Consider the following 23794-nt stretch of genomic DNA (forward strand, 5'->3'; position numbering starts at 1 on the left):
CACTTAATCCGTTAGTAACCAGAATCACCTATACAAGACTTGGCCAAACGATGCCCGTGACTTAACCATTTTCATAAAACATCGAGGAAATCGCCATGGGAATGCCAATCCCTTTCAAGTCTTTCACCATTGACCGCACGCAGATTAACGACATCGAGAAGTGGATCGGTGACGGCAATAATCTGGGCGAAGTGGAAATCCGCAATTTCCTTGGCAAGATCCGCGTCGATGTTCAGAATGAAGCCGATGAAAACCGGCTGCGCTCTTTCTGTCAGCGCCCTCACGACTGAGCATGACTGATGCGGCGGGGGCGATGGCATGGTTCCTCCCCCGCCCGCCCGGTGCATCAGGTTGAATGGCCCGGGCCGAGGGCGGCAATCCCATAGGGACTTGACCAAAACCGGCCCACCCCATACCCGCCTTAGCCTATGCACGACATTCGATTCATCCGCGAAAACCCCGCAGCTTTTGACGCCGGCCTTGCGCGCCGGGGGCTGGAGCCGCTTTCGGCCACCATTCTTGAGGCGGACGCGCAGGCGCGATCGGCCCAGACTTCGGTGGACACGATGCTGGCCACGCGCAACGCGGCGTCCAAGCAAATCGGCGCGCTGATGGGCAAGGGTGACAAGGAGGGCGCGGCCGCGCTCAAGGCCGAGGTGGAGGCGATCAAACTCGACCTGCCCGCGCGCGAAGAAGCCAAGCGCGCCGCCGACAAGGCGCTGGCCGATATGCTGGCCACCATCCCCAACCTGCCCGTCGAGGAAGTGCCGCAGGGCGCGGACGAGAATGACAATGCCGAAGTGGCCCGCTGGGGCGAACCGGTCGAAATCGCCAATGTGCGCGAACATTTCGACATCGGCGCGCCGCTCGGTCTCGATTTCGAAAGCGCGCAGGTGGTTTCGGGCGCGCGCTTTGCCTATCTGCGCGGGCCGATTGCCCGTCTGAACCGCGCCATCGGGCAATTCATGCTCGACACCCACACCGAGATCTTCGGCTATCAGGAAGTCGTGCCGCCCGTGCTGGTGCGCGACGATGCGCTTTACGGCACGGCGCAATTGCCCAAGTTTGCCGAGGACCTGTTTGCCACCACCGACGGCCGCTGGCTGATCCCCACCGCCGAGGTGTCGCTGACCAACCTCGTGCGCGAACAGATCCTTGATGGCGACCTGCCCCTGCGCTTCACCGCGCTGACCCTCTGCTTCCGCAGCGAAGCGGGCGCGGCGGGCAAGGACACGCGCGGATTGATCCGCCAGCACCAGTTCGACAAATGCGAACTCGTCTCCATCACCACGCCCGAACAGAGCAATGATGAACACGAACGCATGACGGGGGCTGCCGAACATATCCTGCAAAGCCTTGGTCTGCCCTATCGCCGGATGCTGCTGTGCAGCGGCGACATGGGCTTTTCCGCGCGCAAGACCTATGACCTCGAAGTCTGGCTGCCGGGTCAGGGCAAGTATCGCGAGATCAGCTCCTGCTCGAACTGCGGCGATTTTCAGGCGCGCCGCATGAATGCGCGCTATCGCCCCGCCGGGGAAAAGGGCACGAAATTCGTTCACACACTCAACGGTTCGGGCCTTGCCGTGGGGCGCACGCTGGTGGCGATCCTCGAAAACTATCAGAACGAGGACGGCAGCGTCACCATCCCCGAGGCGCTGCGCCCCTATATGGGCGGGCTGGACCGCATCTCCGCGCTGTAAACCCGCCATGGAACCTTTGCCGCCGGTGCCTCTTCCATCAGGCATCGGCAGCAAAGGAGCGCGCGCCATGACAGAACAGCGGAACGAACCCCGGATCATCGTGGTCGAAAGTAGCAGCACCGGCACCATCCTGCTGGCCATTCTGCTGCTGGCGGCGCTGGTGGGCGGGCTGGTCCTGTTCAACCGGTATGACGCCAACGAAACGGCCAAGAGCAACGCCATCGACAGGACCGCAGACCAGATCGGCCGGACCATCGACAAGGCCGCGGACAAGGCCGACGATGCCGTTGATGATGCGGCGAAATCGGCCAAGAAGCACCTCTGACCCGCGCCATTGGCCCTTTTTGGGAATCAACCCTGCATTTCCGCCAAGAAATCCGCCCTTTCGCCCCGCGCATTCGTTGCGGGGCGGCGCGCTTGGATGTAAGGCCCCATGGTTGATTTCCTAATGAAAGGGCCAAGGCATGCGCATCCTTCTGACCAATGATGACGGGATCCACGCGCCCGGCCTCAAGGTTCTGGAAGTGATCGCGCGCACCCTTTCTGACGACATCTGGATCGTGGCGCCCTCCGAGGAGCAGTCAGGCGCGGGCCACAGCCTGACGCTGACCCGCCCGGTGCGCCTGCGCCGCCATGGCGAGCGGCGCTTTTCCGTCACGGGCACGCCCACCGATTCGGTGACGCTGGCGCTGCGCAAGGTCATGCCCGATGCGCCGGATCTCATCCTGTCGGGCGTCAATCGCGGGGCCAATCTGGGCGATGACGTGACCTATTCGGGCACCGTGTCGGCCGCGATGGAGGGCACGCTGGCGGGCATCCGCTCCATCGCGCTCTCGCAGGTCTATTCCAAGGAAGGCGTGGGCGACGATGTTTCCTTCGATGCGGCAGAGCAATGGGGCGAGAAAGTGCTGCGCCCGCTGATCGACACGCCCTTTGCCCCGCGCACGCTGGTCAATGTCAACTTCCCCCCCCTGCGCGCCGATGCGGTGCAGGGCATCCGCGTCGTGCGTCAGGGCTTTCACGATTACGCGCGCGGATCGGTGGTCGAAAGCACGGACCCGCGCGGCTATCCCTATTACTGGTTCGGCCTGCACGGGATCGAACATACGCTGGGCCACAAAACCGACCTTGAGGCGATTGCCGACGGGTTCATCTCGGTCACGCCGCTCCAGCTTGATCTGACGCATGACGCCTCGCTGGCGGCTCTCGCCGGGCGGTTTGCCCAATGAGCCAAGCCCGTTGGCGCATGGCCGCCCTGGTGGCGGCAGGCTCGCTGATGGTCGGCGCGCCGGGCGCCTGGGCCGAAACGGCCAAGGGGCGCCCGCGCGCCGGGACCGAGGGCGATCTGCCCACGCCGCTGCCTCTGGAGGAGGAAAGCGAGCATGTCGTGGTGCCGGGCGAAACGCTGGGCGGCATCGCGCATCGCGCCAAGGTGCCCAAGATCCTGATCATCGAGGCCAACCACCTCAAGGCGCCGCATTATCCCGTCCATGCCGGGCAAAAGCTGTTTCTGCCGCGCACACGCCATCATGTGGTCAAAGCGGGTGAGACGGGCTTTGACATCGCCTATCGCTATGGCGTGTCCTATTCCTCCATCGCGGTGGCCAATGGGCTCGAGCCGAATGCCCGGCTGCATGAAGGGCAGAAGCTGCTGATCCCCACCGTGCTGAAACCGGACAATCCGGCCAAAACGGCCGGGGCGGAAAAGGCGCCCGACAAGGCCGCATCCGCAGACCGGCCCGCCGCCGAAAGGTCCGGCACGGATAAGGACGAGGCCAGATCCAACGCCAAGCCGCGCTTCCTCTGGCCGATGGAAGGGCGGGTGCGGCGCGGTTTCGTGGCCAAGACGCGCGATGCGGGCGGCGGCGATTTCCACAACGGCCTCGATCTGGTCGCGCCCGAAGGCGAAACCGTGCGCACCAGCGCGCCGGGCGAGGTGATCTTTGCCGGGCGCGAACCCGACAGTTTCGGCAATCTGGTGGTGATCGACCATGGCAAGGGATGGCAGACCGCCTATGGTTTCCTCTCGAAACTGACGGTCAAGCGCGGCGACAGCGTGAAGGCGCATGAGCGGGTGGGGCTGGTGGGCCATTCGGGCCGGGCCACACGCGATGAATTGCATTTCGAGATCCGTCACGATGACGATCCGGTCAATCCGCTGCCCCTTCTGCCGCGCCGCGATACGACCAAGGCGGAGAAGAAAAAGGATGAGGCCCCCGCCCTGCCTAAGCCCCCGGTGGAGCGCAAGGCGAGCGAAGGCAAAAAGGGCGCGGGCAAACTGCCGGGCAAACCCGAAAGCTCATCGCCCGCCCCGAAAAAACCTGCGCGCTAGGCCTCAGCGCATCGCCCAGAACACAGTGCCCATCGCCATGAAGGCGACAAAGAGATAGCCCGCATCGGCCGCGGCCTCGCGCGCGGCGATGCGATGGCGGCCATAGAGTGCGGCGCCCGCCGGAATGGCGATGAACAACGCAAAGCCGCCCGACATCATCCAGTAAAGCCAAGGTTTCGCCGCCAGCGTTTCGGCCCCCACACGCGCGAAATTATGCCCGATCATCCATGCCGGAAACACCATCGCCAGCAGGCGCGCCGGCGAAGGCGTCCGCGCCGCGCGCATCAGCCCATACCACGGAAACGCCAGCAGGCCCGCCACGATCGCCGCCACGCCAATCGCCACCCAGTTTACCGGACCCATGCGTATTTTCCTTCCTTCGGCGCCCTTGCGCCGCAACTGGTCTTATTCGCCATTTTAGCGTAGGGGCGCAGGCCATGAGTGACAAGCTGACAAAAATTCCCGAATCCCCCAAGGTTGGCATGGTCAGCCTCGGCTGCCCCAAGGCTCTGGTCGACAGCGAGCGGATCCTCACCCGCCTGCGCGCCGATGGCTATGCGTTTGCGCCCGATTATGTCGGGGCCGACGTGGTGCTGGTCAACACCTGCGGCTTTCTCGATTCGGCCAAAGAGGAATCTTTGGCCGCGATCGGTGAGGCGATTGCCGAAAACGGCCGCGTGATCGTCACCGGCTGCATGGGCAACGAGGCCGAGGTGATCCGCGCCCGCTTCCCCGATGTGCTGGCCGTGACCGGCGCGCATCAGTATGAGCAGGTGGTGGACGCCGTCCATGAGGCCGCCCCGCCCACGCGCGGGCCTTTCGTCGATCTGATCCCGGCGGGGGCCGACGGCGAGGTCAAGCTGACCCCGCGCCACTATTCCTATCTCAAGATTTCAGAAGGTTGCAACCATTCCTGCGCCTTCTGCATCATCCCGCAACTGCGCGGCAAACTGGCCAGCCGCCGCATCGACGCGGTGCTGCGCGAGGCCGAAAAACTGGTGGCTTCGGGGACGAAGGAGCTGCTGGTCATCTCGCAGGACACTTCGGCCTATGGGGTGGATATTCGCCACGAGAGCCGCACGTGGAAGGACCGCGAGGTCCGCGCCCATATGACCGATCTGGCTCGCGAACTGGGCCAATTGCGCACACCAGAGGGTGAAGCCCCGTGGGTGCGTCTGCATTATGTCTATCCCTATCCGCATGTCGATGATGTCATCCCGCTGATGGCGCAGGGGCTGATCACGCCCTATCTCGACATCCCGTTCCAGCATGCCGCGCCCAACGTCCTTCGCGCGATGAAGCGCCCGGCCAATGAGGCGCGCGTTCTGGAACGCATCAAGAAATGGCGCGAAATCTGCCCCGATCTGGCGATTCGCTCCTCCTTCGTGGTCGGCTTCCCCGGCGAGACGGAGGAGGATTTCCAATATCTGCTCGATTGGCTGGACGAGGCGCAATTGGACCGCGTGGGCGCCTTCCGGTTTGAGCCGGTCGAGGGCGCGAGCGCCAATGACCTGCCCGGCGCCGTGCCCGAGGCGGTCAAGGAAGAACGCTATGCCCGCCTCATGGAAAAGACCGAGGCGATCAGCGCCGCGCGGCTTCAGGCCAAGGTGGGCCGCGTGATTCGCGTCATCATCGACGAAGTGGGCGAACCGGACGAGGATGGCGACATCGGCGCCACCGGCCGCAGCCAGGCCGACGCGCCCGAGATCGACGGACAGGTGCTTTTGCGTAATGTGCCGCAGGATCTGAAATCGGGCGATATCGTTGATGTCAGAATCGAAGATGCTGATGCACATGACCTTTTTGGGGTGATTGCATAGAAGGCAACCATTTAATTGCATTTCCTGCAACCATGTACGCAGTTTTCGCAATTGCAATAGTCAGCGTTGTCAGGCTTAAGGAACAGGCCTTTTAGGCATCCTCTCCCAAAACTTCCAAAGCCCGGCTCCGGCCGGGTTTTTTTTGCCCGCAATCCGCCGCGCCAAACCGCCGCTTTGCTTGGATTCGGCAAGATTTGCACAGTTTTGCCCCTTTTCCCGCCTTGCCGCGCCGCGCCACTCTGCTTACCCCTATCGATATGGTTGAATCAGCTTCTCCCTCGCCCCGCATCTTCACCGCTGCGCTGGTGGTGATTGGCGACGAAATCCTTTCCGGCCGCACGCAGGACAAGAATATCGCCCAGATCGCGAGCTGGCTGGGGGTTCAGGGCATTCGCCTGCGCGAGGTGCGGGTGGTGGCCGATGATACGGACGCGATTGTCGAGGCGGTCAATACCCTGCGCTTGCGCAACGATTATCTCTTCACCACCGGCGGCATCGGCCCGACGCATGATGACATCACCGTGGACGCCATCGCGCAGGCGCTGGGCGTGCCGGTCGTGGTCCATCCCGAAGCGCGCCAGATCCTGTCCGATTACTATGCCTCGCGCGGCAGCGAATTGACCGAGATGCGGCTGCGCATGGCCCGCGTGCCCGAGGGGGCGGGGCTGATCCCCAACCGCTATTCCGGCGCGCCGGGCATCCATTGGGGCAATATCTATATCATGGCGGGCGTGCCGATGATCACGGCGGGCATGCTCGATGCGCTGACCGGATCGCTCGAGGGCGGCTTGCCGGTGCTGGCCGAAACGGTCGGCTGCTGGGTGGGCGAGAGCGAGGTGGCGCAACTGCTGGCCCAGACCGAAAAGGACCATGAGGGCGTCTCGATCGGCTCCTATCCCTTTTTCCGCGAGGGGCGCACGGGCTCGAATTTCGTGATCCGCTCGACCGATGCCGAACAACTGGCGGCCTGTGTCACCGCGCTTTCGGCCGCGTTGGAGGCGATGGGGCGCGATCCGGTGCTGGGCGGGATCTGATGCTGCCCCTTGGCTTGATCTACCCGCTGTTATTGGCCCATGGCGGGGCGCTTTCGGCCTTTGAGGCCACGCTGGCCGCGCAGGACAGCGCGACGGCCGCCTTGGGCCAATGGTGCGGCGCGCGCCATCTGGCCGATCCGGCCACGATCACCGCCGCGCAGGTCAAGGGTCTGGACACCATGCCCCCGCCCGATCTGGACGAGACGCTCAAACTGGCCGAGGATCAGGAACCGGCCTATCGCCATGTCCGCCTGTCCTGCGGCGGCAAGGTTCTGTCCGAGGCGCATAATTGGTACGCGCGCCAAAGGCTGACCCCGGCGATGAACCAGACGCTGGATACCACCGACACGCCCTTTGGCAAGGTCGCGGCCCCGCTGGGCTTTACCCGCGAGAGGCTGGGGGCGGTGCGCGGCGCGGCACCGGGATGCCCGCGCGATACGGTGCTTTCGCATCGCGCGCTGCTGCGCCTGCCCGATGGTTCGCCGCTGGCGCTGGTGGTGGAATGCTATACGCCTGCGGTATTGCGTAAATAGCGCAGCTTGCAGAATTGCCCTTTCCGCCCTACCTTTAGATGATGATTGAAGCGCAATCCCTTGCCGGACGCCTGCTGCTGGCCATGCCGGGTATGCCCGATCCGCGCTTTGAAGAAGCGGTGCTGGCGCTGTGCATGCATGACAAGGACGGCGCGCTGGGCATCGGCGTGGGTCAGGTGCTCGAAGGCGTCACGCTGCACAATCTCCTCGACGATCTGAACATTCCCACCGGATTGGCCCCCGATTGCGAAGTGCATCATGGCGGCCCGGTCGAACCGCAGCGCGGCTTTGTCCTGCACAGCCCCGACTGGAAGGGCGAAGGCACGCTGCTGGTGTGCGACCAATGGAGCCTGACGGGCAGCCGCGACATTCTGGCCGCGATTGCCGAGGGGCGCGGACCGGCGCGCTGGCTGGTGGCGCTGGGCTATGCCGGATGGGGCGAGGCGCAATTGGACGCCGAAATGCGCCAGCACGGCTGGTATGCCGCCGAAGGGCGCGGCGCGATCCTGTTCGAGCACCCGTTTGAAGCGCGGTGGAGCGCGGCATGGCGCGCCGAGGGGATCGACCCGGCCCATCTGACCAATGTTACCGGGCGGGCATAGGGTTTTTGATCTTGCGGCTCACTGTCTTGCGCCTATAATACACACCGGTATTGAAAACGAGGATACTATGGCGAGCACGGTTGAAGCCCCCGCGATTACCCTGACCCCGCCCGATCCGGTGCCGGTGGTCGCCCCCGCGCAGGCCGCAGGGCTGGTCCCGCTGGGCGCCGAGCAGAAGAGCAAGCTGGATGAAAAGGTCGATGGTTTCATCGCCGACCTGATCGCGCAGGACACCAATTCGCCCGAATTCGGCAAACGCATCGACCAGTTGACGAGCATGGGCCGCAAGGAAATCGCAGCGGCGGCGGGCATGTCGAACCGTTTCCTCGACCGCCCCGTGCGCGCGATGGACAAGGATCAGGGCGTAGGCGCCAATCTGATCGAATTGCGCCGCACGGTCGAGGCGCTCGATCCGGCCAAGGCGGGCAAATTGTCGCCGGGCAAGAAGCTTTTCGGCCTCATCCCCTTCGGCAATTCGATGCAGAAATATTTCGACGGCTATGTGTCGAGCCAGGGCCATATCAAGGCGATCCTCGATAAGCTGGCCAGCGGCAAGGACGAGCTGTTGATGGACAATGCGGCCATCGATGTCGAGCGCGCCAAACTGTGGGAGGCGATGGGCAATCTGGAGCAGATGATCCATATCTCCAAAAAGCTGGACGAAAAGATCGAGGAGAAGGCCGCCGATCTGGACGCCACCGATCCGGCCAAGGCCAAGGCTTTGCGGGAAAGCGCGCTGTTCTACACCCGCCAGCGCACGCAGGATCTGCTCACGCAAATGGCCGTGACGGTGCAGGGTTATCTGGCGCTCGATCTGGTCAAGAAGAACAATGTCGAACTGGTCAAAGGCGTGGACCGCGCCAGCACGACCACGGTGGCGGCGCTGCGCACGGCCGTGACCGTGGCGCAGGCGATGACCAACCAGCGCCTTGTGCTGCAACAGATCACGGCGCTCAATGAAACCACCGCCAATATCATCGATTCGACCAGCACGCTGCTCAAGGAACAAACCGGGCAAATCCACCAGCAGGCCGCCGCCAGCACGATCCCCGTCGAGACGCTGCAGCGCGCGTTCCAGAACATCTATGACACGATGGACACGATCGACACGTTCAAGATCAAGGCGCTCGATTCGATGAAGCAGACGGTCAACACGCTGTCGGCCGAGGTCGAAAAGTCCAAGGGCTATATCGCCCGCGCGCAGGGCCAGTCCTCGGCGCAGGTGGCCCATGACGGTCCCTCGCTGCTCAGCCTTGAAGGATAGGCATGGCAGACAATTCCGCCCATAACAGCGACGCCATTCTGGCCGCCGCACGCGCCTCTTTGAACGATCAGCGGGCGGGCGGGCGGCGTGTGACGGGGCGGCCCATCGGCCAGCGTTCGGCCGCTCTGCGCCGCAGCGGACAGAAGCGCAAGGCCGCCGCACTGGCTTTGGGCGTGGTGGTGGCGATCATGCTGGTCAATCTGGTGATCGGGCTGCTCTCCGGCATTGTGCATCTGCTGGGCTGGCTGTCCTATGGCGCGGTGGCGGCGGTGCTGGTGGGCGTGATCTGGATGCTGATGCGCGACCGGGCGGTGCCGGTGCCCAGCCTTGAGGCGCTGCGCGCGGCGCCTGCGCGCCAGTTGGTCGGACAGACGCAAGTGTGGCTGGAGGCCCAGCGCCCCGCCCTGCCTGCCCCGGCGCTCGATTTGATCGGGCGGATCGGCGGGCAATTGGACGGGCTGGCGCTGCAACTCGACCGGGTGGATGAAAGCGCACCCGCCGTCGGACAGGTTCGGCAATTGGTGGGCGAACATCTGCCTTCGCTGGTCAATGCCTATACCGCCGTTCCGCCTTCGCTGCGCGGACAGGCCCATGCGGGCAGCAGCCCGGATCAGCAATTGAGCGAAAGCCTGACCCGGCTGAGCGGCGAGCTGGACAGCGTGACGCGGCAATTGGCCGAGGGCAAGCTGGACGCGCTGGCGATCCAAAGCCGGTTTATCGATTACAAATATGGCGAGACCCCGGAAGGTTAATCCTTCACGCGCCCCGTCAGCCAGGGCAACCAGCGCAGCGCCGCAAACAGCACGACAGGCCAGAACCAGGTGGCGAACATATCGCCCTTGGTATCCTGCCACGACCAGAGCGTGCGGAACAGCACATCGTAAAGCTCGTTGAGGCTCTCGGCCACGATCACCGCGATCAGCGGCCCGCGCGAGGCCAGAGGCCGCCACATCACCACCCCAGCCCCCAGCCAGATCGCCAGACCGACATAGGTATGGACAATCTTGTCGGCATGCTGGGGCGCGAATGTATCCACGATCCAGTCCATCAGGCGGCCATAATCAGTGATATGCAGCATGGACCTTCTATGCTGCACCGCACAAAGGGCGTCCAGCAAATTCTCGACCGCAAAGGAAAAGGGCCGGAAAAGGTTGCCCTTTCCCGACCCTTGATTCCGTCCATCCGAAGATGAAGCGGATCAGCCGACGATGGAATTAACCACCGTGAACTTCGGCCAGATCCACCTTGATGCCCGGACCCTGCGAGGTCGACAGGCCGATCTTGCGGACATACTTGCCCTTGGCGCCGGCGGGCTTGGCCTTGACGATCGCGTCAACGAAAGCGTCAAAGTTGGCGCGCAGCGCTTCGTCCGAGAACGAGAGCTTGCCGATGCCGCCGTGGATGATACCGGCCTTTTCGACGCGGAATTCGATCTGGCCGCCCTTGGCAGCCTTGACCGCTTCGGCAACGTTGGGCGTAACCGTGCCCAGCTTGGGGTTCGGCATCAGGCCCTTGGGGCCCAGCAGCTTGCCCAGACGGCCCACGATGCCCATCATGTCGGGCGTGGCGATGACGCGACCGTAGTCGAGATTGCCAGCCTGCATGTCTTCGAGCAGGTCTTCGGCGCCAACGCGATCAGCGCCGGCGGCCAGAGCCGCTTCAGCCTTGTCGCCACGGGCGAAAACCGCAACCTTGACGTCCTTGCCGGTGCCCGAGGGCAGCGTGACCATGCCGCGGACCATCTGGTCGGCGTGGCGGGGGTCAACGCCAAGGTTCATCGAGATTTCGAGCGTTTCGTCATACTTGGCGCTCTTGAGTTCGCGCAGCAGCGCGATGGCATCGTTGATGCCGTGCAGATTCTGGTTGTCGCCCAGCTTCTCGGCGAGCGACTTCTGCTTCTTGGTCAGCTTGGCCATGTCTTAGCCCTCCACAACCTGAATGCCCATGGCGCGGGCCGAACCGGCGATGATCTTGACAGCCGCGTCCAGATCGTTGGCGTTCAGGTCCTTCATCTTGGCCTGAGCGATTTCAGCGAGCTGAGCGTGGGTGATCTTGCCGGCCGAATCCTTGCCCGGAGCCTTCGAACCCGACTTCAGGCCCAGCGCCTTCTTGATGAAGAAGGTGGCGGGCGGGGTCTTGGTCACGAACGAGAACGACTTGTCCGAATAGACCGTGATCACGGTGGGCAGCGGGGTGCCGGGCTCGACGCCCTGGGTGGCCGCGTTGAATTCCTTACAGAAACCCATGATGTTGACGCCGCGCTGACCCAGAGCCGGGCCGATCGGCGGGCTGGGCTTGGCTTGGCCGGCTGCGATCTGCAGCTTGATGTAACCGTCAATTTTCTTGGCCACGATGGCCTCCTTTCATCCTGTACGAGCCGGCGGGCCGACCCTTCAGATCAAGCGGTCAAACGGCGCCCGAAGGCCCCTCCCGCGCGGAAATACCAAAAGAATCGGGCAAACCCGCCTCATTCGGCAAGCGGTCGCCCATACAGCTTTGTCGGGTAATTGCAAGCGGGGCTGCGCATCAGCCTTCAAAAAGCCCCGCCGTGCGCATCAGCAGCCCGGCCACGCGCTGCTCCATGCCCGGATCAAAGCGCACGGAGGGCACGGCCACGGCAAAGGCCCCGATCACCTCGCCACCCGCCATGGCCGCGCAGGCCAGCCCCTCGATGCCCACCGAATATTCGCTGGTGGTGCGGGCATAGCCGCGCGCGCGGGTCCGTGCGATCTCGCGGCGCAGCTCGGCTGCGCTCACCAGCGTGGCCTCGGTAAAGCTCTCGCGGCGGCTTTCGCGCAGATAACGCTCGACCTCCTCATCGGGCATCGCGGCAAGAATCGCCTTGCCCGCCGCCAGCCCATGCAATGGCGCCCGCGCGCCCACCGCAATCGCATAGCGCAGCGCATGTTCGCTGCTTTCGGTCACCAGCGTCTGCAACTGCCAGCCATCGCGGACAAAGAAAGAGGCCGTCTCGTTCAACTGCACCCGCAGCGCGCGCACCAGCGGCGCCACGCGATCCTCCAGCGTCGGCTCACTGCGGGCCTGCAAACGCTGCAACCCCGGCCCCGGCAGATAATTGCGCCCGGCCCTTTCGAGATAGCCGCGCTCAACCAGCGTGGCGAGGAGATAGGACAGGCTGGAGACCGGAATCGCCAGCGCGCCTGCGATTTCCTGCGCCACGGCGGGGCCGCCGCGCGCCACGACATATTCGATGATGTCGAGCGTGCGCATCGCCGATTTGACATGCGAGGTGGAAGTTCCAGCGTCAGCCATGCCCCCTCCTATAGCCGCCTTGGCCCCCTGGGAAAGCCCCGATGCGTAAAAGCCCTGATCAGAGCCGCGCCCCGGCAATATCGGCGCCCTCGCGCAGGCTCCGCAGCTTTTTCCACGTCACATCGGGGTCGATCTTGCCATAGCCGGCAAAGGTGCCAAAGCCGCAGTCGGTGCTGGCCACCACGCGATCGGCGCCCACGATCCCGGCAAAACGCTCGATCCGCTGGGCGATCAGTTCGGGATGTTCGACATAGTTCGAGCACGTGTCGATCAGGCCCGGCGCAAGGATCTTGTGATCGGGGATCTTGGCGTCGGCCCAGACTTTCCACTCATGCTCGTGGCGCGGATTGGCCGCCTCGAACAGGATCGTGGCGGGGCGGGCCTTGAGGATGATATCGACCACGCGTTCGAGCGGAATGTCATGGTCATGCGGGCCTTCATAATTGCCCCAGCAGATGTGCATCCGCATCCGCTCAGGCGGAATATTGGCGGTGGCAGCGTTCAAGGCGGCCACATTTTCCTCGGCCACCTTCAGGAATTCCGCCTCGCTCAGATCCTGATAGCCGGTGTGGCGGCTCATCGCCAGATCGGGGCAGTCAAGCTGGAGATAGAACCCCTCATCCACGATGGTTTCATATTCGGTCCGCATCGCCTCGGCCAGATCGGCAAGGTAAGCCTCATGGCTGGGGTAATATTTGTTGACCTGAAACGCGGTGATCAGGCCCGGCGAGGCGGCATTCATGAAGGCCTGCGTGCCCTCGCGCCCATGCTCGGCCAGCGCCGCCTTGAACCGGCGGATATCATCATGGAGCGGTTGCAGATTGACCAGCCTGATCGGCCCCACGCAGCTCGCCCGCACGAAATCCTGGCTGCCCATCATCGCCGACAGCTTCTTCACCAGCGCGGGATGCTCGGCCAGATCGAGCGCGGATTTGCGGTCCACATGGCCGCCAAACCCGCTCAGACGCTCGATCATATAGGTCGAATAGCCGATCTTGCCGATCTCGCCGTCCGAGACGATATCGACCCCGCATTCGACCTGATGGCGCACCGCCTCCTTCACCGCCGCCGACACCTTGGCGTCAAATTCCGCCGCATCATAGGGATCGCCATGATCGCGCGCGATCAGCAGCGGCGTCAGCTCTTGCCCACGCGGCATCGAGCCGACATGGGTGGTGGCGATATGGGGCATGCATCCTCTCCTGTGACGGGCTTTGCCGTTCTCCTATATGAAATTATCGGATGGGTGAAGAAGGAAGTGTGCCTACGGCGGGTTAAGGGCGGGGGCCCTTAACAATCCCGATTTTGGGGTGGCGTGAGGGTTCGTAGGGGAATGGTGATAAAAGCCTGCGTCCTACACCGAACGCCGAACCCGTGGTGCAACGCAGACAGTAACGGGAGCGCGAGGGACGAGTCCCTCGCATCATCTCTTCTCTTGAAAACCCTACCCCATCACCACCACGGGCTTGACCACTGCCCCGCTTTCCCCGGCCTCAATCGCCTCATTGATCTGTGCAAACGGAAAGACTCCGATCAGCCGATCATAGGGAAACCGCCCAGCCAGATGATGCTCGATCAGCTCGGGCAGGAAGCCGAACAGGTCGCTGTCGCCGCCAAGGATGCCCTTGACCGTGCGCCCGCCGCCCATGAAGGCCGCTTCGTTGAACGCCAGCATGGCGGTGGGATCGCTGGCCCCGACGATGCCCAGCACGCCGCGCGGGGCAAGCAGGTTGAAGGCGCTTTCGATGATGCTGGCGATACCGGTGTTGTCAAAGGCATAGGCCAGCCCCTGCGGGCAAAGCGCCGCGATCTTGCCAAAGGGATCATCGCGCCCGTCCAGCGCATGGGTCGCCCCCAGTTCCAGCGCCAGCGCGCGGCGGTTTTCGTGCAGGTCCACCGCGATGATCGGATCAGCCCCGGCAATTTTCGCCGCCATCACCGCGGCAAGGCCTACCGCGCCTGCGCCAAAGATGGCAATCGGCATGCCCGCCTGCACCTTCATGCTGCGCAGCACCGCGCCTGCCCCGGTCATCATCCCGCAGCCCAGCGGCGCAAGGCGCTCCAAAGGCACCGCGCCCGCACTGTCGGGCACGCGCACCACATTGCGCGCCGTGGCCAGCGCATAGGTGGCAAAGCTGCTTTGGCCAAAGAAATTGCCATGCACCGGTTCTTCGCCCGCATGCAGGGTAAAGCTGCCGTCAGCCCGCGCCCCGGCGAAATTGTGCGGAAAGAAATTGTAGCAATAGGTCGGCGCGTGATCGTGACAGCACGGGCATGTGCCGCAGGAGTTGAAGCTCATCAACACCCGGTCGCCCGGCTTCACATGAGTCACATCCGCGCCCACCGCCTCGACGATCCCTGCCCCTTCATGGCCCAGCACGACCGGCATGGGCGTGGGCAACTGCTGGTCGCGCACGGCAAGGTCAGTGTGGCAAATGCCCGATCCGACGACGCGCACCAGCACTTCGTCATCGCGCGGATCATCAAGGCGCAAGGTCTCCAGCGTCATGGCGCCATGGGGTTGACGGCAAACGGCAGCGGTGATTTCAGGCATAGTGTCTCCCTTAAAGCGCGATGACGACCTTGCCGAACAGATCGGGCGACGATTGATAGGCGAAGGCGTCCTTGACCTGGGCCATCGGATATACCCGATCGACCACCGGCCTGATGCGATTGCTATCAATAAAAGCATTCAAGTCCAGCGCCATTGCCTTCGAGCCGACGAAAATCCCGCGCATGCTGGCGCCTTTGAGCATCAGCCCGTGGGGGCTGGTGTCGCCCTCGCGCGTCAACACGCCGATCAACGCGATCTCGCCGCCAAAGCCCACCGCCGCGATGGATTGGGCCAGCGTGCCCGCCCCGCCCACCTCGACCACATGTTCAAAGCCGCCATTGGTGTGGGTGGCCGCCTCGATGCCCCATTGCGGATTGTCGCGGTAATTGACGGTGGCATCGGCGCCCAGCGCGGCCACGCGCTCCTGCTTGCCCGCGCTGCCGCTGGTGGCCACCACGCGCGCGCCTGCGGCCTTGGCGATCTGCAGCGCCATCAGCGACACGCCCCCGGTGCCCAGCACCAGAACATTGTCGCCCGCCTTGACCGGCGATGGGCCGCCCATCAGCGCGTTCCACGCCGTCACCCCGGCGCAGGGCAGGCAGGCCGCCTCCTCAAAGCTGAGCGTGCGGGCGATGCGGATCACGCCCTGCGCGGGCAGCACGACATATTCGGCCAGCATCCCGTCGGCCCCGCCCGCCCCCAGCGCGGGACCGACACCGGGATTGGGCGGCCCTTCGAGCCAGTGCTGGAAAAAGATCCCCGCCACCCGGTCGCCCAGCGCCAAATCATGCACCCCATCGCCCAGCCCGACGATCTCGCCCGCGCCATCGGAAAAGGGCACGATATCCTCGGCCACCGGGCCGCCGATATAGACGCCGCGCACAATCGCCTGATCCCGGAAATTGAGCGAACAGGCCCGCACCCGGATCAGCACCTCGCCCCAGCCGGGGCGCGGCACGTCGCGCTCGACCAGATGCAGATCATCGAGGCCGGTCGCCCCTTTGCGCAGAACCCATGCCTTCATAGCATCCTCCTCCGGTGCCTGCTGCCCCCGCTTGGGCGGGGCGCAATTTGTATGTAATACATATTTCTTGCTTTGATATTCGCAACCATGAAGTTATCACATGGACGACTAAGATTCACAGAGTCCCAAGACTCGTTTCTCCGGGAGAGTACCATGGCTGAAGCAACCCTTGCAGATCTGGCCGCGCGCCTTGAGCGCGTCGAGCATGATCTGGCCATCCAGCAGGATATCCACCAGATCCGCCGTATCCAGTACACCTATGGCTTCTTTATTGATAAATCACAATATAATGAAGTGGTAGACCTGTTTTCCGATGAAGGCGAAGTGTGGTTCCTTGGCGGGATCTACAAGGGCAAGGCCGGTGTCCGCCGCCTCTATATCGAGCGGTTCCAGACCAATTTCACCCAAGGCCACAATGGCCCGCGCTATGGCTGGCTGCTCGACCATCCCCAGCTGCAGATGGTGATCGACGTGGCGCCCGACCGCAAGACCGCCCATGTGCGCGGCCGCTCGATGATGCAGGCGGGCCTGCACGAAAGCGCCGAAGGCAACCAGCGCGCATGGTGGGAAGGCGGCCTGTATGAAAACGAATATGTCCGCGAGGCCAATGATGCGGGCGAACTGGTCTGGAAAATCAAGGCGCTGCGCTACTATCCCTTCTGGCATGGCACCTTTGCCGATGGCTGGGCCAAGACCCCCATCGACTATATCCCGATGACCAAGACGCTCTTCCCCGAAGACCCGCTTGGCCCCGATGCGCTGGTCGATCCTCTGCCCCGTCTGTGGCCCGCCACCGATACGGTGCCTTTCCACTATCCCCACCCCGTGACCGGCGCGCCTATCGTGCTGGACAATTCGCGGGCGCGGGAAGGGTTCAAGGATTAAAGAGTTTAAGGGGTTAGGTGCGAGGGACTCGTCCCTCGCGCTCCCATTACTGTCTGCGTTGCGTATTGGGTTCGGCGTTAGGTGTCGGACGCGATGTGAGAATTATTAAAGCCTGCGGCGCGACCAAAGCTGTGCTCCCCGCCCCGCAGGCTTTAATCCCAATCCCCCTCCCCCTCTGGCACCACCCCATTAACGGGATTGCAAAGGGCCCCCGCCCTTTGCCCGCCGGAGGCAAATCCTGCTAAAGCACCCACCATGACCGACCTCGACCGCCTCCTTGCCGAACACGCCATCGCCCGCCTGATCACGCGCTACGTCCACCTCAATGACGCAGGCCAATGGGAAGACCTCGCCGCGCTTTACACGCAGGACGGGCGCATGAACCGCCCCACCGCGCCCGACAGTTTCACGACCGGGCGCGAGGCTATTCTGGCCGCGTTTCAGGCCCGCCCGCCGCGCGCCAGTCGGCATATCGTGGCCAATATCGTGGTCGATGTCGCCGATGACGGGCAAAGCGCGGAGGCGTTCAGCCAGATCCTGCTGTTCACCGGCGAAGCCGATGGCGCGGGGCTGCCGCTGCAATCGGCCAAGCCGCCTTTGGTGGGCAGCTATCAGGACCGTCTGATGCTGATTTCAGGCGAATGGAAATTTGCCGAGCGGCGCGGCAGTCTGGATTTCCGTCAGGCCTAAAGCAGATTGGCCGGACCAAAGGCCAGGGGCAGCAATTCCGACAGCTTCATTTCCGCCACGCCATCGGCCGAGGCGCTCCACACCACCGGGTCGGTGCCGCCCAGTTGCGCCAGTTCGTTCAGCACTTGACGGCAGCGTCCGCAGGGCGTGACCGGCCCCGGTCCGGGCTGGGCCACGCCATCCTCGCCGGGCGATCCGCCGATCACCGCCACGGCCACCAGCCCGCCGCGCACGCCATCGGCCATCGCCCGCGACACCGCCACCGTTTCCGCGCAGAGCGCCAGCCCATAAGAGGCATTCTCGACATTGGCGCCCGTCACTACGCTGCCATCGGCAAAGCCGAGCGCGGCGCCGACATGAAAGGCCGAATAGGGCGCATAGGCGCGGGCGGAGGCCGAACGAGCGGCGGCGATCAGGGCATCACGGTTATGATTCATGGTCCTGTTTACTTCTGCACTACAACCCAGCGCAAGGGCTGCTCGGCGGCCGAGGTCTGGAGACCCGAATTGGCGGTCCACAGCGCCCATGGCCGTCCGCCGTAATCGGGCTGCACCCGGTCCGAACTGAGCCAAAGCGCCCGGTCGAGCGTGGCGGCAATGGGATAGGTCTTTTCAAATTCACGCCCCAGTTTGAGCACGGCCGGTTTGCCCGTATGCGTCTCGATCTGGTTGAGGAAGGTCATCAGCTCGCTGACCACGGCGGCGTCCGAGACCGGCACCGGGCAATGATCGGCCAGTTGCTCCAGTTCGACCGCAGGGGGCAGCATCTTTTTATCGCGCGGGACCACGGTGACGAAATTGGCGGCCTGTTTGTCGGCGGGTTGGCACGGATCATATTTGTGCAGCGCGCCCCATGGCAGACCCGCAGCGCGCGCCGCGTCCAGATTTTTCACCACGGCCGGATCGCGCGCAAAGGCGCTGGCCGAGGCCTCGATATAGACGAAATCGGCGCCGATGGCCTTGAGGGCAACGAAATCCACCGCCCCATCCGCGCTGCCCACCAGCGCGCCCTGCGTCGGGAATGTCGTGCGGTCCGGCTGCCAGTGGCGCATGCTCCACCACGCCCAGACCCCGCCCACAATGGCCAGCAGCGCCAGCACCGCCAGCAGACGCCAGAGAAGCGACGGACGCCCGCCACGGCCTTTGCCGCGCGGACGGGTTTTGGTTTTTGCCATGTTATTCAACGTTCTTTGTAATGGCCCATCCGCATGAAACGCGAATCGTCATCAGGCCTTGATATGCAGTACGCAAATCAGCGTAAACAACCGGCGCGCCGTGGGGAAGTCGGTTTCCACCTTGCCCTCCAGCCTTTCGAGCAGAAGTTCGGCGGCATGGTTGTGGACCCCGCGCCGGGCCATGTCGATCGTCTCGATTTCCTTGGCCGAAGCTTTGCGGATGGCCTGATAATAGCTCTCGCAAATGGCGAAATATTCGCGAATCGAGCGGCGGAACCGGCCCAGCCCCAGCATGATCGTTTCGAGCAATTCGCCCTCATGGCCTTCGCGCCCGTCGCTGATCTCCATCGAGAGGCGCCCGTCATGCACGGCCAGACGCACCGCATAAGGTCCGTGATAGCCCGCATCCCAGATACGCAAGGGTTTGAAAACATTGTCCTCAATCAGATCGAACACCGCCACGCGCCGTTCCTGCTCGATATCGTCATTGCGACGCAGAATCGTCGTTTCATCCAGATCGATGCTGGAAATGCGCGCAGAGGGCGCAACGGAAGGCAGGTTGGACAGCATAAGACCTCCTCGTTTCGCAAATGCGAGGGGCGCAGGCAAGGGGGTGCAAGGAACTATGGCATTATCCATCCCACGGGCCTCGGACATGGCCCGGTGACGAACCCGCACCCCGATTTCGCCTTAACGCCCCGCCCCAATCCCCATTATCCACAGGGTCGTTTACAACACACCCCATTGCGCCGCCGCATCGCTGGGCGCATGAGGGCCCATCCATGGCACAATCTGACTCCCATCTCGCCCCGGCTCTGCCGTTTTCGCCCGCCAATGATTCCGGCGCGCGCGCGCAGGCCCTGCCCGCCAATATCGAGGCCGAGGCCGCCTTTCTGGGCGCCATCCTGATTGACAACCGCGTGGTCGAGGAACTGGCCAAGCCCTTGTCGCCCACGCATTTCTTCGAGCCTGTCCATGGCCGCATCTTTGAGCGCATCCTGCAATTGCTGGATCGCAAGGCGGTGGTCACGCCGGTCACGCTCAAGCCCTATTTCGAGAGCGACGAGGCGCTCAAGGCGCTGGGCGGGACGGCCTATCTGGCGCGGCTGACGGCCGATGGTCAGGGGCTGATCGCGCCGCGCGTGCTGGCCGAACAGATTTACGATCTGGCGCTGCTGCGCGAACTGGTGCGGGTGGGGCGCGATCTGGTTCAGGGTGCGATGGACACCAGCGAATCGGTCGAACCGCTCGAACAGATCGAGGCCGCCGAGGCCGCGCTTTACAAGGTCGCCGACGGCGCGGGCAGCGCGAATGAGGCCAAGAGCTTTGGCGAGGCCACGCGCGTGGCCATTTCGGGCATCGAAAAAGCCTTCAACAGCGGCGGGCATGTCGCGGGCAAGACCACGGGCCTCGATTCGGTCAACCAGCGGATCGGCGGGTTGCACGATTCCGACCTTATCATTCTGGCCGGTCGTCCGGGCATGGGCAAAACCTCGCTGGCCACAAATATCGCGTTTAACGCGGCCAACCGCCTGCTGACCGACCGCGAATTGGGCCTTGATCCGGCCAAGAGCATCGGCGCGGCCACCGCCTTTTTCAGCCTCGAAATGAGCGCGGATCAGCTCGCCACGCGTATCCTTGCCGAACAGTCGGGGATCTCCTCCAGCGCGCTGCGTATGGGCAAGATCAGCCGCGAGGATTTCCAGGCGCTCTCCTTTGCCAGCCAGCGGCTGAGCCAGTTGCCTTTGTATATTGACGACACGCCGGGCCTGACGATTGCGGGCCTGCGCGCGCGCGCGCGCCGGTTGAAGCGGCGCCATGACATCGGCCTCGTCATCGTCGACTACCTTCAGCTCTTGCAGGGCAGCGGGCGGGCGACGGACAATCGCGTCAATGAAATCTCGGAAATTTCGCGCGGTTTGAAAACCTTGGCCAAGGAACTCCATGTTCCGGTGATCGCCCTGTCCCAGCTTTCGCGCGCGGTGGAACAGCGCGAGGACAAGCGCCCCCAGCTTTCCGACCTTCGCGAATCCGGCTCGATCGAGCAGGACGCCGATATGGTCTGGTTCGTGTTCCGCGAGGATTATTACGTCAAGGGACGCGAGCCCAAGGAGCCCGGCCCCACCGATCCGCCCGCCGTGGTCGAGGCCCATGCCAAGTGGCAGGAGGAAATGGAGCGCGTCTTTGGTCTGGCCGAGCTGATCATCGCCAAGCAGCGTCACGGCGCCACCGGCAAGGTCCGCATGCGCTTTGAAGCCAAGATCACCAAGTTCAGCGATCTGGCACCCGAGGAACTGGCCAATTATTCCTATGATCTGGAGGAGTGAGGCAGGCCCCTCCTCACGAATCCTTGACTTTGGCCGCTTTGCCGCCTAGGCGCCAAGGTTCGCTGGAATTTCCCTATTCAAGACGGAGTGCCCATGGCGCGCGTAACCGTTGAAGATTGTGTCGACAAGATCCCTAACCGCTTCGATCTCGTGCTGCTGGCTGCCCAGCGCGCGCGTGAAATCTCGGGCGGTGCGGAACTGACGCTCGATCGCGATCGTGACAAAAACCCGGTGGTGGCCCTGCGCGAAATCGCAGAGGAAACCGTCCGTCCCAAGATCCTCAAGGAATCGCTGATCACCTCGCTGCAGCGCGTGCTGCCTGACGATGATGATGAAGTCGATGACATCGGCTCGCTCTCGCAGTCGGCCGAGGCGCTGCGCATCACGGCGGCGGCTCCGGTGCGTAACACCTCGCTGGGCGGGGATTACGACGGCTGATGTGATCGCATTGGCGATTAAAACAAAAGGCCCCGGAAGAGCATCGGCTTTTCCGGGGCCTTTTGTTTTGCCCATGTCGGGCGGTCCACCCCGCCACGTCAGGCAAAGAAAAAGGCCCCGCCGCTTTGCCGGCGAGGCCCATTTTCGCAACCTAGGCAGCTTTTACGCCCCCTGCGGCGAAATCCCGCCAAAACCGCTGGCCAGACCCGAACGGCCCGCGCGCGGCACGCTGGTGCCCCGGATCGCAGCGGGCAGCGGGATGCCGCTGGGCGCTTCGGGGCGGTCGATCTTGCCGGTGTCCACCACCTGCTTGATCTCGTCGCCGGTCAGCGTCTCATATTCCAGCAGCGCCTGCGCCAGCGTGTGCAGCTTGTCGATCTGCGACTTGAGCAGATCGGTGGCCCGCACATGGGCATTGTCCACCAGATTGCGGATCTCGCTGTCGATCAGCTTGTTGGTCTCATCCGAGGCGAACAGGCGCTGGCTGGCGCCCATGCCCAGATAGCCCTCGTTCTGATCCTCATACTGCAACGGCCCCAGCTTGTCGCTCATGCCCCATTTGGTGACCATGTTGCGCGCCAGACCCGTGGCATATTGGATATCGCCGCTCGCGCCGCTCGACACCTTGTCATAGCCAAAGATCAGCTCTTCGGCCACGCGACCGCCCATGGCGACCGAGAGGTTCGCATGCATCTTGTCGCGGTGATACGAATAGGAGTCGCGTTCCGGCAGGCGCATCACCATGCCCAGTGCGCGGCCGCGCGGGATGATCGTCGCCTTGTGGATCGGGTCGCTGGCCGGTTCATTGACCGAGACCAAGGCATGGCCCGCCTCGTGATAGGCGGTCATCTTTTTCTCTTCCTCGGTCATGACCATGCTGCGACGCTCGGCGCCCATCATGACCTTGTCCTTGGCGTCCTCGAATTCCTGCATCGCCACCAGACGCTTGTTGCGCCTGGCCGCCAGCAGCGCCGCCTCATTGACCAGATTGGCCAGATCCGCGCCCGCAAAGCCCGGCGTGCCGCGCGCGATCACGCGGGGCTGAACATCGGGAGCCAGCGGCACTTTCTTCATATGCACGGCCAGGATCTTTTCGCGGCCCTCGATATCGGGCACCGGCACCACGACCTGACGGTCGAAGCGGCCCGGACGCAGCAGCGCGGGGTCCAGCACGTCGGGGCGGTTGGTCGCGGCGATGATGATGATGCCATCATTGCCCTCAAACCCGTCCATCTCGACCAGCAACTGGTTCAGCGTCTGCTCGCGCTCGTCGTTCGAATTGCCAAGGCCGTTGCCACGGCTGCGGCCCACCGCGTCGATTTCGTCGATAAAGACGATGCAGGGGGCGTTCTTCTTGGCCTGTTCAAACATGTCGCGCACGCGGCTTGCACCCACGCCCACGAACATTTCCACGAAATCCGAACCCGAAATGGTGAAGAAGGGCACGCCCGCCTCACCCGCGATCGCGCGGGCCAGCAAGGTCTTACCCGTACCCGGCGAGCCAACCAGCAGCGCGCCCTTGGGGATCTTGCCGCCCAGCTTCGAAAACCGGCCCGGATCGCGCAGAAACTCGACGATTTCCTCCAGCTCCTCGCGCGCCTCGTCAATGCCGGCCACGTCCGCAAAGGTCACGCGCCCCTGCTTTTCGGTCAGCATCTTGGCCTTGCTCTTGCCAAAGCCCATGGCGCCGCCGCCGCCGCCCTTCTGCATCTGACGCATGGCGAGGAAACCCACCGCCACGATCAGCAGGAACGGCAGAGCCTGCAGCAGGATATAGAGCAGCACATTGGGCTCTTCGGGCGCCTTGCCCTGATATTTCACGTTATTCTGGGCCAGCAGCGGCGCCAGCGTCACGTCATTGGGAATAGGAACGGTGCTGTAGGCCTCGCCGTTCTTGAACTTGCCGGTGATGCGCTGTTCGCCCACCTGCGCGTCATAGACGCTGCCCTCGGCGACCTTGGCGCGGAATTCGGAATAGGGGATCGCCTGCGCGCCAATATCATTGCGCGCGCTGAACAGCGATACGGCGAAGAACAGGGCGAGAAAGATCCCTCCCCACACCAAAAGGCTCTTCGTCCAGGGGTTTCCATTGGGCTGTTCGTCATTCATCGAGGGGCGCGTCCTTTCACACCCTTGTAATGTAG

The 23794-nt window shown here is 63.7% G+C and carries 27 protein-coding genes; 14 read left to right on the forward strand and 13 right to left on the reverse strand.

Features of this window, described 5'->3' with window-relative positions; genetic code table 11:
* Window positions 1–71: 71 nt before the first annotated feature.
* Window positions 72–284, reverse strand: a complete 213-nt coding sequence (locus tag PQ457_RS12425; RefSeq protein ID WP_273617134.1) for a hypothetical protein — start codon at window positions 282–284, stop codon at window positions 72–74.
* A 144-nt stretch (window positions 285–428) separates the two neighbouring features.
* Here PQ457_RS12425 and serS point away from each other — a divergent pair, with 144 nt between their 5' ends.
* From serS to PQ457_RS12445, 4 genes are all read left to right on the forward strand, one after another.
* The gene (gene serS, locus PQ457_RS12430) at window positions 429–1700 is read left to right on the forward strand and encodes a serine--tRNA ligase (protein ID WP_273617135.1); all 1272 of its coding nucleotides are present in this window, start codon (window positions 429–431) and stop codon (window positions 1698–1700) included.
* A gap of 67 nt (window positions 1701–1767) precedes the next feature.
* Window positions 1768–2025 (forward strand): hypothetical protein, encoded by a 258-nt coding sequence (locus tag PQ457_RS12435; protein ID WP_273617136.1) that lies wholly within the window; start codon window positions 1768–1770, stop codon window positions 2023–2025.
* Between the two features lie 139 nt (window positions 2026–2164).
* Complete coding sequence (surE, locus tag PQ457_RS12440) at window positions 2165–2929, forward strand: 5'/3'-nucleotidase SurE (RefSeq protein WP_273617137.1); 765 nt, start codon at window positions 2165–2167, stop codon at window positions 2927–2929.
* On the forward strand, window positions 2926–4032 hold the full coding sequence (locus tag PQ457_RS12445) for a M23 family metallopeptidase (protein ID WP_273617138.1): 1107 nt from the start codon (window positions 2926–2928) through the stop codon (window positions 4030–4032). Before surE ends, PQ457_RS12445 begins: the two co-directional genes overlap by 4 nt.
* Before the next feature lie 3 nt (window positions 4033–4035).
* Here PQ457_RS12445 and PQ457_RS12450 read toward each other — a convergent pair whose 3' ends face one another.
* On the reverse strand, window positions 4036–4395 hold the full coding sequence (locus PQ457_RS12450) for a DUF1761 domain-containing protein (protein ID WP_273617139.1): 360 nt from the start codon (window positions 4393–4395) through the stop codon (window positions 4036–4038).
* Between the two features lie 74 nt (window positions 4396–4469).
* Between PQ457_RS12450 and rimO the strand changes: the two genes are divergently transcribed.
* The 6 genes from rimO to PQ457_RS12480 all read left to right on the forward strand — a co-directional run bounded on the left by rimO (window position 4470) and on the right by PQ457_RS12480 (window position 10037).
* On the forward strand, window positions 4470–5852 hold the full coding sequence (gene rimO, locus PQ457_RS12455) for a 30S ribosomal protein S12 methylthiotransferase RimO (protein WP_273617140.1): 1383 nt from the start codon (window positions 4470–4472) through the stop codon (window positions 5850–5852).
* Between the two features lie 257 nt (window positions 5853–6109).
* Window positions 6110–6886 (forward strand): competence/damage-inducible protein A, encoded by a 777-nt coding sequence (locus PQ457_RS12460; RefSeq protein ID WP_273617141.1) that lies wholly within the window; start codon window positions 6110–6112, stop codon window positions 6884–6886.
* Window positions 6886–7419, forward strand: coding sequence for a hypothetical protein (locus PQ457_RS12465; protein ID WP_273617142.1), 534 nt, complete (start codon window positions 6886–6888; stop codon window positions 7417–7419). The genes PQ457_RS12460 and PQ457_RS12465 overlap by 1 nt, the downstream gene beginning before the upstream one ends.
* Window positions 7420–7460: 41 nt before the next feature.
* Entirely contained in the window at window positions 7461–8021 is a 561-nt protein-coding gene (locus PQ457_RS12470; RefSeq protein ID WP_273619319.1) for a YqgE/AlgH family protein, read from the forward strand.
* 67 nt (window positions 8022–8088) lie between these two features.
* Complete coding sequence (locus PQ457_RS12475) at window positions 8089–9285, forward strand: toxic anion resistance protein (RefSeq protein ID WP_273617143.1); 1197 nt, start codon at window positions 8089–8091, stop codon at window positions 9283–9285.
* A gap of 2 nt (window positions 9286–9287) precedes the next feature.
* The gene (locus PQ457_RS12480) at window positions 9288–10037 is read left to right on the forward strand and encodes a hypothetical protein (protein ID WP_273617144.1); all 750 of its coding nucleotides are present in this window, start codon (window positions 9288–9290) and stop codon (window positions 10035–10037) included.
* Here PQ457_RS12480 and PQ457_RS12485 read toward each other — a convergent pair.
* The 7 genes from PQ457_RS12485 to PQ457_RS12515 form a co-directional block, all read right to left on the reverse strand.
* On the reverse strand, window positions 10034–10363 hold the full coding sequence (locus PQ457_RS12485; RefSeq protein WP_273617145.1) for a hypothetical protein: 330 nt from the start codon (window positions 10361–10363) through the stop codon (window positions 10034–10036). The genes PQ457_RS12480 and PQ457_RS12485 overlap by 4 nt on opposite strands.
* 136 nt (window positions 10364–10499) lie before the next feature.
* Window positions 10500–11201, reverse strand: coding sequence for a 50S ribosomal protein L1 (gene rplA / locus PQ457_RS12490; protein ID WP_168603977.1), 702 nt, complete (start codon window positions 11199–11201; stop codon window positions 10500–10502).
* A 3-nt stretch (window positions 11202–11204) separates the two neighbouring features.
* Window positions 11205–11636, reverse strand: a complete 432-nt coding sequence (gene rplK / locus PQ457_RS12495; protein ID WP_168603978.1) for a 50S ribosomal protein L11 — start codon at window positions 11634–11636, stop codon at window positions 11205–11207.
* A gap of 175 nt (window positions 11637–11811) precedes the next feature.
* Window positions 11812–12558: an IclR family transcriptional regulator gene (locus PQ457_RS12500; protein WP_273617146.1), complete on the reverse strand. Its 747-nt coding sequence runs from the start codon at window positions 12556–12558 to the stop codon at window positions 11812–11814.
* Between the two features lie 58 nt (window positions 12559–12616).
* Window positions 12617–13750, reverse strand: a complete 1134-nt coding sequence (locus PQ457_RS12505; RefSeq protein ID WP_273617147.1) for a cobalamin-independent methionine synthase II family protein — start codon at window positions 13748–13750, stop codon at window positions 12617–12619.
* Window positions 13751–14002: 252 nt separating this feature from the next.
* Window positions 14003–15112 (reverse strand): NAD(P)-dependent alcohol dehydrogenase, encoded by a 1110-nt coding sequence (locus tag PQ457_RS12510; protein ID WP_273617148.1) that lies wholly within the window; start codon window positions 15110–15112, stop codon window positions 14003–14005.
* Window positions 15113–15122: 10 nt separating this feature from the next.
* Window positions 15123–16136: a zinc-dependent alcohol dehydrogenase family protein gene (locus PQ457_RS12515; RefSeq protein ID WP_273617149.1), complete on the reverse strand. Its 1014-nt coding sequence runs from the start codon at window positions 16134–16136 to the stop codon at window positions 15123–15125.
* 153 nt (window positions 16137–16289) lie between these two features.
* On the opposite strand from PQ457_RS12515, the gene PQ457_RS12520 reads away from it, so the two are divergent.
* Together PQ457_RS12520 and PQ457_RS12525 are read left to right on the forward strand one after the other, a co-directional pair.
* On the forward strand, window positions 16290–17021 hold the full coding sequence (locus PQ457_RS12520) for a nuclear transport factor 2 family protein (protein WP_273617150.1): 732 nt from the start codon (window positions 16290–16292) through the stop codon (window positions 17019–17021).
* Window positions 17022–17276: 255 nt separating this feature from the next.
* Window positions 17277–17711 carry a nuclear transport factor 2 family protein gene (locus PQ457_RS12525; RefSeq protein WP_273617151.1) on the forward strand — a complete coding sequence of 145 codons (435 nt, stop codon included), beginning with the start codon at window positions 17277–17279 and terminating at the stop codon, window positions 17709–17711.
* Here PQ457_RS12525 and PQ457_RS12530 read toward each other — a convergent pair.
* From PQ457_RS12530 to PQ457_RS12540, 3 genes are read right to left on the reverse strand one after another with little or no spacing between them, the layout of a single operon-like run.
* Window positions 17708–18238, reverse strand: coding sequence for a cytidine deaminase (locus PQ457_RS12530; protein WP_420540938.1), 531 nt, complete (start codon window positions 18236–18238; stop codon window positions 17708–17710). The genes PQ457_RS12525 and PQ457_RS12530 overlap by 4 nt on opposite strands.
* Window positions 18157–18885, reverse strand: a complete 729-nt coding sequence (locus PQ457_RS12535; RefSeq protein ID WP_273617153.1) for a glycoside hydrolase family 25 protein — start codon at window positions 18883–18885, stop codon at window positions 18157–18159. Before PQ457_RS12535 ends, PQ457_RS12530 begins: the two co-directional genes overlap by 82 nt.
* Before the next feature lie 51 nt (window positions 18886–18936).
* Window positions 18937–19455 carry a UPF0262 family protein gene (locus tag PQ457_RS12540; protein WP_273617155.1) on the reverse strand — a complete coding sequence of 173 codons (519 nt, stop codon included), beginning with the start codon at window positions 19453–19455 and terminating at the stop codon, window positions 18937–18939.
* Between the two features lie 212 nt (window positions 19456–19667).
* Here PQ457_RS12540 and PQ457_RS12545 point away from each other — a divergent pair, with 212 nt between their 5' ends.
* A complete protein-coding gene (locus tag PQ457_RS12545; RefSeq protein WP_273617156.1) occupies window positions 19668–21212 on the forward strand; it encodes a replicative DNA helicase in 1545 nt (514 codons plus the stop codon).
* A 93-nt stretch (window positions 21213–21305) separates the two neighbouring features.
* Window positions 21306–21650 (forward strand): DNA-directed RNA polymerase subunit omega, encoded by a 345-nt coding sequence (rpoZ, locus tag PQ457_RS12550; RefSeq protein WP_273617157.1) that lies wholly within the window; start codon window positions 21306–21308, stop codon window positions 21648–21650.
* A 162-nt stretch (window positions 21651–21812) separates the two neighbouring features.
* On the opposite strand, the gene ftsH is transcribed toward rpoZ, so the two are convergent.
* Window positions 21813–23759, reverse strand: a complete 1947-nt coding sequence (gene ftsH, locus PQ457_RS12555; RefSeq protein WP_273617158.1) for an ATP-dependent zinc metalloprotease FtsH — start codon at window positions 23757–23759, stop codon at window positions 21813–21815.
* Window positions 23760–23794: the final 35 nt, after the last annotated feature.

The sequence above is a fragment of the Novosphingobium humi genome, assembly GCF_028607105.1.
Classification (GTDB): domain Bacteria; phylum Pseudomonadota; class Alphaproteobacteria; order Sphingomonadales; family Sphingomonadaceae; genus Novosphingobium; species Novosphingobium humi.